The following is a 16,666-nucleotide window of genomic DNA, read 5'->3' as shown; positions in this document are numbered from 1 at the left end:
CGTGACTAAACGGGTCGCTTCTGCTTTTCTTGTGCCCGCGGAAAGGGAGTGAATTTCGCAAAAAAACAATAAATATAACAAAGCATAGGCAAAAGAAAAAGAAGACACCACTAGCCAAACCCTTTCTTTCGAAAGGATTTTTATGGCAGGGGGTCTTCTCAACGTCTCTTCCCAATATTATTAAATTCATCCTTAATTATACAAAATAATCTGAATCTTCTCATCGACAGAACGACCTAATTAACGCAGAGAATGTTTTTCTAATATAAAAAACGGTGGTCCACAGCGGTCATCTCCTATAAAAAGATCACAAAAATCAGACTAAAGTCCTTGATAAATAAAGAGAAAAATTTATATCTAAAAATTTTGACAATTAAATTGATAAATCATTTTATTTTGGTATAATGTAAAATAATAGAATATACGTGGGCAGAGACTAGGAGAAGAAGCTCATCAAGTATGACCTGGAACCATAGGATCGTTCTAGGTATTGTTTGATGGCCTTCTTCTTCTTTTTTTGTTCAATTTGATTCTATTAGATTATTAAAAGGGAGGCACCATAATGAAAAGAGTATTTTCTTTATTCATGACTTTGTTTGCGCTTACAAGTTTACTAGTTGCGACTGCCTGTTCCTCAAGCAGCAGCGGTGGAGACGGTCCAGGCACGATCAACTTCTATTCTCCTGAAACACCCGATATGGCAAAAGAACTAGGGGAAGCCTATGAAAAGTCAGTAGATGGCGCCACAGTAAACGTTCAATACGCAGGGACCAATGTACTTGTAAACCGTATGATGGCAGAAAAGGACAACCCACAAGCGGACGTTTGGTATGGCGGAGGTGGAATCCTTCCTTTTGAAGCGGCTGTAGAAAAGGGGATCATTGCACCTTTCACGCCAGAGTTAGCGGAAGATTGGGAAACTGTGGAAAATGGAATCAAGATCAAGCATCAGGATGACTATTATACCGGGGCAGAAATTTTTGTCTTAGGTTTTGTTTATAACACCGATCTCGTATCTGAAGATGAAGCTCCAAAGACCTGGGAAGACCTATTGGACCCTAAATGGGAAGGAAAGATCCAGTTTTCAAATCCAGCAGCATCCGGTACGGCTACATTAATGGTTCTTTCTCAAATGATGCTGCAAGGTGAAGAAGAAGGGTGGGAGTATTTCCAAAAGCTTTCTGACCAGGCAAACTCCATTCCAGATTCAGGGTCAGGGCCGACACAGAGTGTTGCGAAAGGGGAAGCGGCAATCGGAGTAGGCTTTGATTTTATGGCATATGAGCAACAAGCCAAAGGGGAAACCGTCGATTTCATCGTTCCTGAAAAAACCCCGATTCTCGTCAATCCTGTTTCGTTAGTAAAAGATGGACCCAACCCTGAAGGAGGTAAAGATTTCATCAACTTCTTACTTTCTGAAGAAGGGCAACAGATCCTGGCAGACTGGTACCATATCCCGATCAATCCGAATGTAGAATCGAAGACACCTTTGAATGTGGAAAACATCAAAAGTAACGCGATCGATCTTGATATTGATTGGGTCGTCGAGAACTACGATCGGATCCGTAACGAGTGGAAAAGTAAAATCAAGTAGTCTTGTTGAAGGAGGAATTTTTTTGGGCTCAGTAAAGATTGAAAATTTGGTCAAGAAATTTGAAGAGGTAGAAGCACTCACTGACGTCAATGTGGAAATCAAGGAGGGCGAATTCTTTGCCCTCCTGGGCCCATCAGGTTGCGGTAAGACAACGACGATGAGGTGTATTGCAGGTTTTGAAACCCCGACGGCCGGTACGATAAAAATTGGTGAAGGTATTGTTAACAACGTACCACCTAATCAAAGGAATTGTGGAATGGTGTTCCAAAGCTATGCTCTATTCCCCCACTATAATGTTTTTGAAAACGTAGCTTATAGCCTAAATATTAAAAAGCTTAAAGAGAGCGGACTGACAGGAAAGTTGTCTACATACGCCAGACTATTAAGCAGGCGGCTTTCCAAATACCCGAAAGATATCGAACAAAAAGTATGGGAAACACTTGAATATGTTGAACTTGCGCATCTTTCAGATCGTTTGACGAGCGAATTGTCGGGTGGTCAGCAGCAACGTGTCGCTCTGGCAAGGGCACTGATCATGGAACCAGCTGTATTGTTGATGGATGAACCATTATCCAACTTGGATCAGAAACTTCGTCATTCCATGAGGAACACGATCCGAAAAATACAACAGGATTTAGGGATCACGACGATCTTCGTCACCCATGATCAGGAAGAAGCAATGAGCATGGCTGATCGTGTTGCTGTCATGAGCGACGGTAAAGTAAAACAGATTGGAACGCCTACAGATCTGTACAGTAACCCAGGGACAAGCTTCATTGCGGATTTTGTAGGGAGTTCGAATATCCTGAAAGGAAAAGTCGTGAATCGCGAAGATCCGTATTGTACGGTCCAGTTCAACGGCTCACAAATACGCTCGACCTCAATACCGAAAAAAGATGAGGTGGAAGTGGTGATCCGCCCTGAAAATATCACAATCATCCAGGAACATGAAATCGACCCTGAGAAAAATATCCTTGAAGGTACGATCATGTTTTCTACATATTTAGGAGCGGTTGTCAGGTATGATATACAGGTCGGCACTTATCAAATCATTGTAGATACGACCTATAAATCCGGGGACAGCATACTCTCTCCTGGTCATAAAGTCCATCTTACAATTGAACCGGAGAGGGTGCTGTTGATATGAAAAACTTTAATGGTTTATCCGTATTAAAGTGGATCATTTCAGCGTTTTTCTTATTGTTTTTGATCATTCCGTTATTATCGGTCTTCCTTGTCAGTTTTACGGGACAGCCGATGAATTTGCTCGGGTCTTTGACCAACCTTGATACCTTGAATGCGACGATCGAAAAATTCAAAGGTAGTTCCCTTGAATACTATACAGAGATCCTGTCACGATCAGGTTATCTTGATGCGTTGAAGAACAGCCTTGGATTAGCCTTACTTGTGTCGTTGCTAGTGATTCTTCTATGTATCCCAATTGCTTATGGGATTGCAAGGACGACCATGCCTTTCAAAAAGACGATTTCTGCTTTATGTACGATTCCTTTGATCATTCCGACGTTCATTTCAGCCTATGCGTTCATCCTCATGTTCGGTCGGACGGGATGGTTTACACAATTGTATCAGGCAATTGGATTCGAAGGCAGCTTCATCAATCCTTACACAATGACCGGGATTGTTCTCGTCCAGGTGTTCTTTTTCTTCCCTTATGCCCTATGGCCGATGGTCGCTGCTTTTAAAATCAGTGATGTAACGCTCGAAGAAGCATCGCAAAATATGGGGGCGAAAAACTGGGTGACGTTACTTTTCGTTACCTTCCCGCTGGCTTTGCCGGGAATGATTTCAAGTGCACTTTTGATCTTCATGGTCAGTTTTTCCGATTTCGGGACGCCGATCATCCTTGCGCCGAAAGATCTGAACTTGATCGTCGTTGAAGCTTATCGAGAAATCGCTGGATTCTTCAACTGGGCAGGCGCTGCAATTTTAACCGTGATCATGGTATTGGTCGCCGCATTTTTCTTCTGGTTGCAGAATCTGTTGCTCAAGGGAAGAGACTATGGATCTGTTTCTGGTAAACCGAAGAAACAAAAGCTTAACGATAATAAGCTCGTAACAAGAATACTAGCTGGTTATTCGGGATTGGTCGTTTTGGTACCGTTGTTTGCGGTCCTATCTGTTGTCTTACAATCGTTCGCGACTACCTGGGGAGCATCTCCATTACCTAGAGGATACACATTGAAGCATTATCAAACGGTGTTCACTTCATCGTTTGAAAACATTTCGAACAGTATTATTCTCGCTACTGGGGCATTGATCCTAAGTGTTGTCATTGCAACCTTCGTCTCTTATTTTGTCGTCCGGCAAAATGCGACGAAGCTGGATTTCCTGACCTCACTTCCGTTGGTCGTACCTGGAATCGCATTTGGTATCGCCCTGATCCAAACCTTCAATACCGCGCCGTTGCAACTGACAGGTACGGCATTGATCCTGATTGTTGCCTACAGTATACGAAGGCTTCCTTACATGATCCGTTCGACGATGGGCACGATGCGTTCGATTAAGAAAGATATCGAGGAAGCAGCGGTCAATCTTGGGGCAACACCTTTGACTGCAGCCATCACGGTGATCGGACCTTTGATGCTGCCTGGAATCGCAGCTGGTTCGATTCTCGTATTTGTCACAGTGATCAAGGAGACGAGTATTTCCGTCTTGATGGCACCCGCCCAGTGGGCACCTATGAGTCTAGCGATCTTCCAAAATATACTGAGAGGGGAATACTACACAGCGGCAGCCATGTCTGTATTGCTCATCATCATCGTCTTGATCCTGCAAGCACTCGCCAAAAAAGTATCAACCAAAAGCACGAAAAAGAAAATTCGGAAAGATACCGCTGGCGGTGCCAGGCACCAAGAAGAAACCCAAGTGGGACCTGGACTTTGAAACGGTGCCAGGTACACTTTCAAAGTCCTTACGTACCAAGGCTTTCAAAATGGTGCCAGGCACCGAATAGAAACCCAAGCGGCACAAGGGATCTGAAATAGTGCCTGGCACCGTTTCAGATCCCTTGGTATATGTGCATTCATAACAAGTGCCAGGCACCGCCGCCTTGTGTTTTTTACATCTTTGGTATTCCTAATAATGGCCAGTAAGTGAATGCTGCTACAAGCGTGAATACTATAATAACAAGCGTCAGGATAAGCCCTAGAATAAGCATATCGCGACCACTGTAATAACCTAAGGAATAGGTTGTCATATTTCCAGCAGATTGGGAAGGGAAGAGGTAAGATGTACTGCTTGCTACCACACAAATCATTCCCAGCCAGACTGGATTGAAAGGACTTCCGATGGCTACTGTCAAGGCAACCGGCATAAGAGAAGCTGCAGCAGCTGTGAAATTCGTGAATACAATCCGGATCAGTACAAACAAAATCATAATCGTATACAATCAATCATATTGTATACGATTATCTAAGTTGTAACGGGTACACTTAAGATCATCTAAATATAAAAGAGCGACAGGTACTGAAATTGACTTTCGGTACCAGTCGCTCTTTTGCCATTCTTAATCTATACGTCAAGTATCTTCTCTCCTAAGCGATTCCTGCTTTCATGAGCATGCCGTCGAGGGGGCGTTCCATGTTTTGTTCCATCCATTTAGCGGTTTCGAGAAGCTGTTCGAGATTGGTGCCGCTTTCGACTCCCATACCATGGAACATGTTGACCATATCTTCTGTACAGACGTTTCCGACTGCTTTCGGAGCAAATGGACAGCCTCCGAGGCCCCCGATCGAGGAATCGAAACGTTCAACTCCGGCATGATACCCCGCAAGGACGTTGGCAAGACCAAGTCCGCGTGTGTTATGGAAATGCAACCCTAAATCCAAATCCGCCCCGAACGTCTTCTTAAATGCAGTAACCACATCAGCTACTTGTTGCGGATTTGCCATGCCAGTCGTATCTGCCAACGTAATCGCCTTGCATCCTGCATGTAAGAACTTCTCAGCCACACCCAACACCCGTGCAACTGGTACATCGCCTTCGAAAGGGCACCCGAATGCTGTCCCCAGCACTCCGACAACGTTTCGCCCGGCCGCAACGCCATCCGCCACAACCTCACTAAGCTCCGCCGTGGCATCCTCGACAGTCCTCTTCGCATTTTTCAAATTAAACGAATCACTCGTCGTCGTGACAACATGCAAATACCCGACATCCGTCTTCAACGCGCGTTCCAAACCAGACCGGCTCAATACCAGTCCCGCATACTTCACATCATCCCGAAGAGGCAACCGTCTCAACAGTTCCTCTGCATCTGCCATCTGCGGAACGACTTTCGGGTTAACGAAGGATACAGCTTCGACATACCGCACTCCTGAATCGATCAGCCTTTCGATCAACGCCACCTTCGTATCGGTAGGGACGAACTTTGCTTCATTCTGTATCCCGTCTCGCGGACCAACTTCACAGATTTCAATCAATGGAGATCCTCCTTTATCAGATGGTGGTTCTTGATATCCTCCAAATGCGCCAACACATTGTCACGCCCTTCGTAAATATGTTCATGCATCGCGATCCGAGCACGTTCCGACTCCTGATTTTCAATCGCTTTTAAAATGATCCTGTGGACGTCAAGAGAGCGTTCGAGCTGCGTCCGGTCATACCAATAAAAAGAACGGAAGATAAGCGGTACGACGACTACTTTTGAAATATGGAAATGAATATGTTGGTTTCGTGAAGCCATCACAATCACCTCGTGAAACTGCTGGTTCACTTCAACGATCTTTTTGACGCTATCGATATCTGATGCGATGTATTCATCAATTGCTTGCTTGTACAATTCATTCGCTTCGGCCATTTTTTCGATATCATCTTTCGTCCGATGGAAGGCCGCCTGTGAAGCGGCATATCCCTCTAAAAGAGTCCGCAAATCATAAATCTGCCGGATATCTTCCTTCGTAAAATTCCGCACACTGACTCCGCGTTTCAGGGGCACGATCAGTCCATCGGCTTGTAATTTTTTGATCGCCTCACGAATCGGTGTCCGGCTCATCTGGAGCTCTTTGGCAAGATGCTCCTCGGTCAACCGCATCCCCGGCTCGTATTTTCCTAGCACAATTGCGTCTTTTATATAATTGTATACATCCATATCAACACCTCGATTCTATTGTATACAAACAGGAATAAATTTTCAATAAATTCAAAAAACAATACCGAAAATGACAAAAAACCATCAATTACCACCTGAAAACAGCTAATTTTACCCAATAATAAAACGTTTCCAAAAAGCTATTGATTTTTTGTATACAAGTTTGTTAGTATTGTATGCAACATTCTGAATCTTTAGACAGCCACTCGTGTAAGGAGGATTAAATATGAGCGAAAATCCTGACCACCTGCCTCTTGAAGGCGTACGCGTCCTTGAATTGGGATCGCTTTTAGCTGGACCGTTTTCAGGGCGGCTCTTCGCCGACTTCGGTGCAGAAGTGATCAAAATCGAACCCCCGGACAAACAGGACCCGATGAGAAATTGGGGCAAAGAAAAAGATGGGGTAGGGCTGTGGTGGCCCATCCAATCACGAAACAAGAAATCGATCACACTCAACCTCCGGGAAGAAAAAGGGCAGCAAATTTTAAAAGAAATGGTGAAGGACTCCGATATCATCATCGAAAACTTCCGCCCTGGGACAATGGAAAAGTGGAACTTGTCCTATGAGACGCTTTCGGAAATTAATCCGAAGCTGATTATGATGCGCACCTCCGGATTTGGTCAGACCGGACCATACAAGCACCGTGCTGGTTTCGGAAGTGTAGGGGAAGCGATGGGTGGATTGCGGAACATTACAGGTTACCCGGACCGTGCTCCGACGCGTATCGGCATATCGATAGGCGATACCCTTGCCGCATTATTTGCTACGATCGGCTGTCTCGTCGCTCTCCATGAAAGGGAGCAATCCGGAAAAGGGCAAGTTGTCGATACGGCGCTATACGAATCGGTTTTTTCTGTCATGGAGAGCTTGATCCCGGATTATTTGCTTGCGGGTTATGTTCGGGAGCGGATGGGGAATATCCTTCCAGGCGTAGCGCCATCCAATATCTATTTTACAAAAGACGAGACGTACATCGTAATCGGGGCCAACGCAGACGGTGTGTTCAGAAGGCTGTGTGAAGCGATGGATCAACCCGAACTGGCTGATGACGAACGCTTCTCCACCCACCATGCACGCGGCCGCCACATGAAAGAGCTCGATCTTTTAATCGAGGAATGGACGAAATCACTGCCCGCAAAGGAAGCACTCATCAAGCTTGAGGAAAAAGGCGTGCCGTCCGGACTGATCTATACCGCAAAAGAGATCGTCGAAGACCCCCACTATCAAGAGCGCGATATGATTTTAAAAGTCGATCACCCCGAGCTTGGCGAATTTCCGATGCCAGGGATCGTACCGAAATTAAGTCGGACACCAGGCAAGGTCAACCACCCGGGTCCTGAAAAATCAGGGAAACACAATGAGGAGATTTACAGCAAATTACTCGGATTCACCAACACTGAACTCGAAGGTTTAAGGTCAACGAACATCATCTGAATGACATGAAACTCAGGGCTCAGCCATCATCTAAGCTTGGCTATGCCCGGTTTTCACCTAAAATATTCACAAAATTCTATCATCTATAGGAGGTTGAAACACGTGGAAAAAATGAAAGAGCCGATCAAGAAAAAGTGGATTTGGATCGGGCTGGTCCTGATCGTTCTCACAATCGTTCCCTGGTACTATCCTGACAAGGCGGTCGAACCAATCATACTAGGCTTCCCATTTTGGGCATTCCTATCGGGTTTTTTTTCGTTAGTCCTGTGCGGTTATTTGAGCTGGTTATGCAAACATCAGTGGCACATCGTTGAAGATATTGAAGAAGCGGAAAAAAGGAAGGTGAATGAACAGTGAATCTAGCGTTTTCGGGTTTAGATGGCGTCCTCATTCTCGTCTTTTACGCATTGGTCATGCTCCTGATCGGCTATTTGGCCGGCCGAGGGAATAAGAATCTTCATCACTCGATGTCAGGTTATTTTCTGGCCGGTAAAAACCTGGGCTTTATCGCATTGTTTTTTACCTTATACGCGACACAATACAGCGGAAACACGATCGTCGGGTATGCGCCGACTGCGTATCGGACCGGATTTTCCTGGATTCAATCCGTTTCTTTCATGACGATCATCATCGGTGTTTATCTGTTGTTCGCGCCACGTTTGTATGTCATCTCAAAACGAAATAAATTCATTACGCCGACGGATTGGCTCCGTTATCGGTTCAATTCAAAAGCGGTTACACTATTAGGAGTCTTCCTCATGCTATGGGGTCTTGGGAATTACCTGTTGGAGCAGCTCGTCGCAATCGGACAAGCTGTCGCTGGAATGACAGGCGGCACGATCCCGTATCAGGTCGCCGTCATCGCGTTCATTCTTGTCATGCTCGCATACGAATGGATGGGCGGAATGAAGGCGGTCGCTTTTACAGATGTCATGCAAGGCTTGGTGCTGATGGTCGGAATCCTTGTCTTTCTTGGTGGCGCCCTCTATCTGGTCGGGGGGAATCTCACGAATGTCACGACCTTCATCATGGACTCAGAACCAGCGAAGGTGGGCGTTCCGGCGATGGAGACCTCGATCAATTGGTTCAGCATCCTGTTGCTGGTCGGTTGTGGAGCGGCGATCTACCCACACGCGATACAACGGATCTATTCAGCAGAAAGTGAGAAAACGTTGAAAAAGTCGTTTGCGCGCATGGCATGGATGCCTCCGGTAACGACTGGCTTGGTGTTCGTGATCGGCATCATCGGCATTTCGATGTTCCCAGGTCTCAATGAGGCGAACTCGGAGCAATTGGTCGGGATGATGGCGAACGAGATTGCATCGATCAATTCGTTCTACTACTGGGTGATGATCCTGTTTTTCGGTGGGATCGTTGCGGCAATTGTTTCAACGGCTGACTCCGTACTGCTCAGTTTTTCGTCGATGATCTCGAATGACATCTACGGCAACTTCATCAATCCGAAGGCTTCAGAACATCGAAAAGTACTGGTTGGAAAAATTGTGGGCGTACTCGCGGTCATCCTGCTTTTGTGGGTAGCATGGAATCCTCCAGGAACACTTTATCAGATTTTCGTGTTAAAATTCGAGTTACTCGTACAAGTTTTTCCAGCCTTCATTTTGGGGCTGTATTGGAAAAAGCTTTCCGCAAAGCCTGTTTTCTGGGGCATGCTGTTAGGTGCACTGATCGCCGGTACCATGACACTGACCGGATACGGAACGATTTATGGAATCCATGGTGGTGTCATTGGACTCGTCGTGAACTTCGGTGTAGCTGTTGTTGGATCTGTCCTCGTGCCTGTATCTTCTAAGCAGGAGGTTCAGGCGGGGGAGATGACTACTTTGAAAATCGAGGCATAATTAAGATGTCCTTCTATACCTTTTAAAGACTAGAAAAAGAGATGATTGATGTGAACACGGTTGAGCTTAAAGCAGAACAAAGAGGTTTCATAGAGCCATGGCGAATGTTGCTGTGGCTTCTTACTGCTCAGTTGATGGTTGCGTTCGTCGGCAGGAGCCTCGGACCTTTAGGAATATTAATCGGAGATGACCTTTCCCTTACAAAAGCAGAAATCGGACTGCTGCCATCAGCACTTTTTATCGGGCAAGCTTTAGCATCCATTCCAGTAGGATTCGTGGCGGATTTCATCGGTTCCAGACGGTTGCTTTTGATGCTTTCACTCTGCTTGGGCGTCAGTTTTCTGATCATGACAATGCTGAACAACTTCGTTTTTGTCCTGCTTTTAGTCTTGATTGGAGGACTTGGATACGGCGCGATGCATCCTACTTCGAATCGAGGCATCATTTACTGGTTTTCTCAAACCCAAAGAGGGACTGCGATGGGGATCAAGCAGATGGGTATCACATTCGGATCCGCCATGGCTGGTTTTCTATTGCTGCCTCTTTCGGCTGAATTTGGCTGGCGTCCAGTGCTTTTGATCGCGTGTATCGGTTTGATCATCACCGGTTTTGTCGCATTCGCCTTTTATAGGGATCCATTGGGAAGTTTAAAGCCTCGAAAAAAAGTAGGAATCTCGTTCTTTAGTAGATCGCTTGTGAAAATGGGAAAAAACAAATCCCTGCTGCTGATCAGTTTGAGTGCGATGGGGTTGAACGGATCGCAAATGTGCCTGAATACGTACCTCGTTTTATTCGCTTATGAAAAAATGGGAATCAGCCTGTTTTTGTCGGGAATTCTGCTCGTCATATCTGAGGTGAGTGGTTCGCTTGGGAGGATTGGCTGGGGCGTCATCAGTGACAGGTTGTTCAATGGAAGACGTTTGATCATCGTCTACATCATCGCCGTTTTAGCAGCAATCGCAAGTACGACCGTCGCTTTCTTGCCAGAAGGCACTCCGTTTTTGGCACTGGTTCCGGTCATTGTCGTATTCGGATTTTGTGTTTCCGGATTCAACGGGATCTGGATGAATATCGCCTCAGAACTCGTTCCGAAAGAACAAACTGGCCTGTCGAGCGGGTTCAGCATCACGTTAGGATCGATGGGCGTCATTTTCATACCGCCGATTTTCGGGCTGATGGTCGATCAAAATGGGCACTACACAGCAGGGTGGCTTTCAATCACCGCAATTATGGGTATTGTAATCGTGCTGTTAACGATGTTTTCGCATCACATCAAGAAAACTAGATTAGCAGACTCCTGATATATGGATAGAGGAGGGAATAGATCATGGAATTTGATCCATCACAACTAGGTACAAAAGAAGTTTATAAATTATTGACAGGGTCAGTCGTTCCGAGGCCGATTGCATGGGTCTCGACCATTTCTGAGAAAGGGAAGTTAAATCTGGCTCCATTCAGTTTCTTTACGGTAGCTTCAAGAAAACCGCCGATTCTAGCGATTTCGATCGGACCTGGGGTAGGAGAACGCGAAGGTACGGAAAAAGATACGCTTGTGAATATCCGTTCGCAAAAAGAATTTGTCATCAATGTCGTGCCTTCTGAATTAGGGAACCAGATGCAAAAAAGCTCCGAAAACCTTCCGAGCGAGGTGGACGAGTTCGAGGAGGCTGGATTGACGCCCGTAGACAGTGCGGTTGTTAAGCCGAAACGGGTGCAGGAAGCTCCAATCCAAATGGAATGCAAGCTCCATGATATTATTCAGCTTGGGTCCGACAACCTTATCCTTGGCGAAATGGTCCACTATCATATCAAGGATGAATACTACCTGGAAAACTACAAAGTCAACCTCGAAAAACTCCAACCACTCGGAAGGCTAGCAGGCAACTACAGCGAAAACACAGAATTCTTCAAGTTGCCAAGATGACATATGTAGAGGAAGCCCAGTTGAACAAACCGTTGTTCAATTGGGCTTTTCTAATTCAATCAAACATTTGATTGAAATCCAAAACCCCTACTCATCAACCACTCCAACCCCTTAAACAAACGTTTGATTGACCAATCGCAAAACATGTCGCCTATATTAGTAAAACCTCCTGTACCGGGCACGACAATTTACCCCTTGAGCCCCAACGGTTCTCGAAAGGTGCCAGGCACCGAGAAAGAAGTCAATGGTACCAAGGCTTCCCAATCGGTGCCTGGCACCAATCTGTAGTGCTTGTGGCTCAAGGGTTTCTAATAAGTGCCAGGCACGCACTCAGGTTGACCTACTTGGTTGATAGTTAAATAGTTTTGATTTTATTTGCTTTGAAAAGTTTGCAGGATATAACAATGCAACTATTGAATGTAGGGTGTGGAATGCGGTCTGAGTCTAGGTGTTACAGGGATTTTCTGTAATTCTATTAGATTCGGAAGGATGGAGAGTCGGTTGCGAAAACCAAATACCCAACTGAATTTACTATTTTTACATAATTATAGGAGGAGCTGAACGATGAATCTGAAGAAGTTCAATCTGAAACACACCCTCACGTATTTTTCCATTATCCTGTTAGGGAGCATCTTATTGTTTCCGACGTCTGCGAATGCCCACGAAAGTGTAGTAGATCCCCATCAAACGTATACATACTCTGAGATGGTACGGGATATTAAGCTATTAGCTGAAAGACATCCTAATCTTATAAACTATAAAGTGATTGGGAAGAGCGAATATGGTCGCGACATCTATGCGGTTTCGCTCGGAAACAATGATCCTGGCGGGCCATCCGTTTTTATCAACGGTTCCCATCATGCGAGAGAGTGGCTGACAACGAACCTCAACATGTACATGATCGATGAGTATGCTCGGGCCTATCAAGCTGGAAGCACGATCGATGGCTACAATGTAAAAGAAGTATTAAATAAAACAACGATGTGGTTCGTTCCGATGGTTAATCCAGATGGCGTTACATTACAACAGAGCGGTTTAGAGCCTTTTCCGGACAGTGTACATGGCGACTTGATCCGGATGAATGAAGGAAGCACAGATTTTACGAGGTGGAAAGCTAACGCTAAGGGCGTCGATTTGAACCGGAATTACAATGCGGATTGGAAAAACATCCAGGATGCTCGTCCTGAACCAAGCTGGGCTTTTTATAAAGGAGCAGCACCTCATAGCGCATCAGAAGTCAGGGCTGTTGTGAACTTTACAAAATCAATTATGCCTGAAATCGCTGTCCCTTATCACAGCGCAGGAGAAGTGATTTATTGGAACTTCAAACAAACAGGGGCGCAATATGAACGAGATCACAGAATTGCTAAAGAAGTTGGGAACATCACAGGTTATGAGCTCGTCTTTCCTGGATCAAATCCATCAGGTGGAGGAATGACAGACTGGTTCATCAGCAAATATCAACGGCCGGGTCTTACAATGGAAATCGGAAAATATCCGGGTCAACGTCATCTGCCGATCTCAGAATTCGATCCAGCCTGGGAAAAGAATAAATCAGTAGGACTGTACGCTGCAGAAGAAAGTTACCAACTATACGAAGCAAAATTCGGTAACTAATAATTAAATTAAAAGGACTAACTCCCACACGATCAAGGAGAGGGGGGTAGTCCTTTTAATATGCGTTAAACAAACGTTTGATTGAAATCCAAAACCCCACAACCACAATCATTCCCCGCACTCAAACAAACGATTGATTGACCAAACACGAAAAATGTCGCAATTTTCTCGGTGCCAGGTACGACAATTTAACCCTTGTGCCCCAACGGTTTTCAAAAGGTGCCAGGCACCGAAAAGGAACCCGTGTAGCACAAGGGTTTTCAAAGTGTACCTGGTACCATTTTCAATCCATTGTCCTGCAAGACTTTTAAAAGTGTACCAGGCACCGATCTGTATCCCTTGGTACGACTGGCTTTTGGATCGGTGCCAGGTACAGTCAGCGAGGTATAGTCTTCCTTCTAAATTATTATATTCTGAATATTGACATATTTCATGATGTTGTCTATAATGGCACCATATTAATGAAACCGGTTCGACGAAATATTATAAAAAACTTACATATTAAGTGAAAAAACTTTTAACTAACTTATATTTTTTTTGATTGTTAATGAAACCGGTTCGACGATTCGACGGAAGATTCCACAGAATCATAACTCACAAAAATAAATTTGGTTTTTGGATGGGGTAGAGGAGATGGCTATGGTAACGATAGGTGATGTGGCAAAAGCTGCAGGTGTTTCTAAAAGCACTGTTTCAAATGTGTTCAGTAAAAAGCGTCCTATAAGTAAGGAAGTGACAAATCGAGTTTTGGAAGTGGCAGCTCAGTTAAACTATGTACCGAATCATATGGCGCGGAGTCTAGCTACGAAAAAAACAATGATTATTGGATTGAAAATGCCTACTTTAGATTATGAATTAAGCAGTTTTGAAACGAAAATCATAGACGGAGTTGTAAAGAAGTGCTCGGAACAGAGCTATCGAGTGCTATTAGATAGAATCTACGAAAATGACGAGACAAGTTTCTCCTCTCATGATCCAGTAGACGGAGTGATTTTATTAAATCCTAGAGATGAAGATGTACGGATCAGGCAATATAAACTATCCAACACTCCCTTTGTAATCATTGGAAGACCAGATGAAAAAGATAATGACACGAAATATGTTGACAATAACAATACTGAAATGGTTAAGGAAGTTGGTGAATATCTGATCGCCAATGGGCACACCGATATTTTGTTTCTAAATGCATCCCTTCATATGACAGTGGCGGAGGACCGGAAAGCAGGGCTGAAAAAAGCCTATGAAAACTATGGTATTCCATTCCAAGAAGACAACGTTGTATATAACCATCAAAACCGATTTAAAACCACTTCAGATTATGGATATAAAAGTTTACTAGAAAAGAATAAAGAGAAGAAATACACCGCAATTATCGCAGATACTGATCGTGTGGCTCTTGGGGTCATGCGTGCTGCGAGAGAATTGAAAATCGACATTCCTAATGACCTTTCATTAATAGCGTTAAGTAACAATGAGACGCTGGCCCGCGAGATCAATCCACGACTTACTAGCACCGAATTGTTTCCTGAAAAGCTAGGAGAGGAAGCAGCCAGTATATTAATCACTACGCTGCATGATGATTTATCACCTAGAAGTAAGATCATTCCAGCGAAGCTTGTCATCCGTGATTCTTGTAAAAAATTATAATGAAATTCACTTCATGGAAGGGGGAGGTAAGCAAAAGTATCCACTTTTTCAAGTTGCAATTGTAAGGGCTTACAAAAATGTTGAAAAACTAGGAGGATATCCATGAAAAAAGCGGTGTTGTATTTATTTATCACGTTATTGGTACTAGCTGGATGTCAATCGAACTCTGAAGGTTCTTCAGGAGAAAAGATGAATGTAGAACCTCCAGATCGTGACTTAGCAGCAGATGGTCTTCCGGAATTTAATGAAAAAGTAGCAGATCTACCAAAAACCGATTTAGAGATTTGGTTAGCAGCTGACTATGTCAATACGGCCCCTATTAAAGATGCAATTGAAGAATTTAAAGAAGTGTATCCCAACATTTCAATCAAGACAGTCGGAATCGAATGGGGGGACATGCCTAATAAAATCAAATTAGCGGTTTCAAGTGGTGCTGTGCCTGATATGGGGCATTCCCACGCTTTTGCGATGGGGGCCCAAGGTCTTGCCGAACCTGTTGATGACCTATGGGAAGATTGGGGCGAAGAAGATAAATTCCTTCCAGGTGGAATTGAAGATGTCGTATGGAAAGACGTCAAATATGGAATGCCGATTGATGTGAATACAACCATATACCTCTACAACAAAAAGGTTTTTGAAGAAAATGGCATCACTGAACCTCCGAAAACGTTAGATGAATTAGTAGAGGTTTCTAAAAAAGTGACCAGCAAAGAAGACGGTCGTTATGGGATTGTGACAAGTGCAAGTGGCTGGAGTTTCTTTGGCAATGTCGTAGCAGCTGGTACAAATAACCTGAAGTTTGACGGAGATAACATAACAGCAAATCTTAATGATCCAACGATAGTCGAAACGATGGAAAAGTTCACAGGTCTGGCTACTAAGGATAAAGCATCGCCAGTTCCGCCACCGCAACAACGACAGACGGATCACCCAGTGGCTATGTTCGGTTCCGGAAGGGCTGCATCGTTCATTTCTGGTCCATGGGACATTGCGAGGATAAAAAATGAATTCCCGCAAGCATATGAAGACCTTGCAACTGCTCCGCTTCCGGGAGGCGGGGAAGGTTCAGTTTTAGGAGGAGGAAGCCTTTTCATTCCTAAAGGTTCTGAAAATAAAGTTGCTTCCTTTGAACTGATGAAATGGTTTGTTTCTGATAAGTATGCAATGAGATTGGCAAAAGAAGAAGGACGGCATCCGGTTAAAGCACACCTATATGAGGATGAGTTCTATGATGATCCCCTTTTAAAACCATATGTGGATACACTGCAATCGGCTATTCCTTATAAATTGGAAGCATTCCCTGAAGCGAATGACGCTTGGGGCAAAGCATTGCGGGCCGTGTTTGATGGAGCAGATCCGAAGAAACAGTTGGACAAAGCCCAAGAAATTGCTGAACAAGCGATTGAAAAATCAAACTGAGTTCCTGATTACAAAGGTTAAGTAGAAAAGGGTATGTAGAATGCATACCCTTTTCCTGTAAGGA

General features: G+C 44.5%; 14 protein-coding genes. 11 read left to right on the top strand and 3 right to left on the bottom strand.

What is annotated here, in order from left to right; all coding sequences use genetic code 11:
* Positions 1 to 562 precede the first annotated feature (562 nt).
* Genes KOL94_RS15150 through KOL94_RS15140 form a run of 3 tightly spaced genes read left to right on the top strand, consistent with a single transcriptional unit; the run spans position 563 to position 4,498 of the window.
* Entirely contained in the window at positions 563 to 1,594 is a 1,032-nt protein-coding gene (locus KOL94_RS15150; RefSeq protein WP_221567227.1) for an ABC transporter substrate-binding protein, read from the top strand.
* Positions 1,595 to 1,616: 22 nt separating this feature from the next.
* Positions 1,617 to 2,741 carry an ABC transporter ATP-binding protein gene (locus tag KOL94_RS15145; RefSeq protein WP_221567226.1) on the top strand — a complete coding sequence of 375 codons (1,125 nt, stop codon included), beginning with the start codon at positions 1,617 to 1,619 and terminating at the stop codon, positions 2,739 to 2,741.
* Positions 2,738 to 4,498, top strand: coding sequence for an ABC transporter permease (locus KOL94_RS15140; protein WP_221567225.1), 1,761 nt, complete (start codon positions 2,738 to 2,740; stop codon positions 4,496 to 4,498). Before KOL94_RS15145 ends, KOL94_RS15140 begins: the two co-directional genes overlap by 4 nt.
* Before the next feature lie 175 nt (positions 4,499 to 4,673).
* On the opposite strand, the gene KOL94_RS15135 is transcribed toward KOL94_RS15140, so the two are convergent.
* The 3 genes from KOL94_RS15135 to KOL94_RS15125 form a co-directional block, all read right to left on the bottom strand.
* A complete protein-coding gene (locus tag KOL94_RS15135) occupies positions 4,674 to 4,991 on the bottom strand; it encodes an anion permease (RefSeq protein WP_221567224.1) in 318 nt (105 codons plus the stop codon).
* A gap of 157 nt (positions 4,992 to 5,148) precedes the next feature.
* Positions 5,149 to 6,033 (bottom strand): hydroxymethylglutaryl-CoA lyase, encoded by an 885-nt coding sequence (locus tag KOL94_RS15130; protein ID WP_221567223.1) that lies wholly within the window; start codon positions 6,031 to 6,033, stop codon positions 5,149 to 5,151.
* A complete protein-coding gene (locus tag KOL94_RS15125; RefSeq protein WP_221567222.1) occupies positions 6,030 to 6,701 on the bottom strand; it encodes a GntR family transcriptional regulator in 672 nt (223 codons plus the stop codon). Before KOL94_RS15125 ends, KOL94_RS15130 begins: the two co-directional genes overlap by 4 nt.
* 226 nt (positions 6,702 to 6,927) lie before the next feature.
* Here KOL94_RS15125 and KOL94_RS15120 point away from each other — a divergent pair, with 226 nt between their 5' ends.
* From KOL94_RS15120 to KOL94_RS15085, 8 genes are all read left to right on the top strand, one after another.
* Positions 6,928 to 8,136 (top strand): CaiB/BaiF CoA transferase family protein, encoded by a 1,209-nt coding sequence (locus KOL94_RS15120; protein ID WP_221567221.1) that lies wholly within the window; start codon positions 6,928 to 6,930, stop codon positions 8,134 to 8,136.
* 111 nt (positions 8,137 to 8,247) lie between these two features.
* Positions 8,248 to 8,493, top strand: coding sequence for a hypothetical protein (locus tag KOL94_RS15115; protein WP_221567744.1), 246 nt, complete (start codon positions 8,248 to 8,250; stop codon positions 8,491 to 8,493).
* A 56-nt stretch (positions 8,494 to 8,549) separates the two neighbouring features.
* Entirely contained in the window at positions 8,550 to 9,995 is a 1,446-nt protein-coding gene (locus KOL94_RS15110) for a sodium:solute symporter family protein (protein ID WP_221567743.1), read from the top strand.
* 41 nt (positions 9,996 to 10,036) lie between these two features.
* Entirely contained in the window at positions 10,037 to 11,296 is a 1,260-nt protein-coding gene (locus tag KOL94_RS15105; RefSeq protein WP_221567220.1) for an MFS transporter, read from the top strand.
* Between the two features lie 26 nt (positions 11,297 to 11,322).
* Positions 11,323 to 11,919 (top strand): flavin reductase family protein, encoded by a 597-nt coding sequence (locus tag KOL94_RS15100; RefSeq protein ID WP_221567219.1) that lies wholly within the window; start codon positions 11,323 to 11,325, stop codon positions 11,917 to 11,919.
* Positions 11,920 to 12,483: 564 nt separating this feature from the next.
* A complete protein-coding gene (locus KOL94_RS15095; RefSeq protein ID WP_221567218.1) occupies positions 12,484 to 13,536 on the top strand; it encodes a M14 family metallopeptidase in 1,053 nt (350 codons plus the stop codon).
* Positions 13,537 to 14,169: 633 nt separating this feature from the next.
* Positions 14,170 to 15,183 carry a LacI family DNA-binding transcriptional regulator gene (locus KOL94_RS15090; RefSeq protein WP_260412332.1) on the top strand — a complete coding sequence of 338 codons (1,014 nt, stop codon included), beginning with the start codon at positions 14,170 to 14,172 and terminating at the stop codon, positions 15,181 to 15,183.
* 102 nt (positions 15,184 to 15,285) lie between these two features.
* Complete coding sequence (locus KOL94_RS15085) at positions 15,286 to 16,602, top strand: sugar ABC transporter substrate-binding protein (protein ID WP_221567217.1); 1,317 nt, start codon at positions 15,286 to 15,288, stop codon at positions 16,600 to 16,602.
* The last annotated feature ends 64 nt before the right edge of the window (positions 16,603 to 16,666 follow it).

Origin of the sequence: Alkalihalobacillus sp. TS-13 (genome assembly GCF_019720915.1) — a bacterium.
Lineage (GTDB): Bacteria > Bacillota > Bacilli > Bacillales > Fictibacillaceae > Pseudalkalibacillus.
The sequence above is the reverse complement of the archived record's forward strand: the minus strand, read 5'-3'. Positions and strand labels throughout refer to the sequence as shown.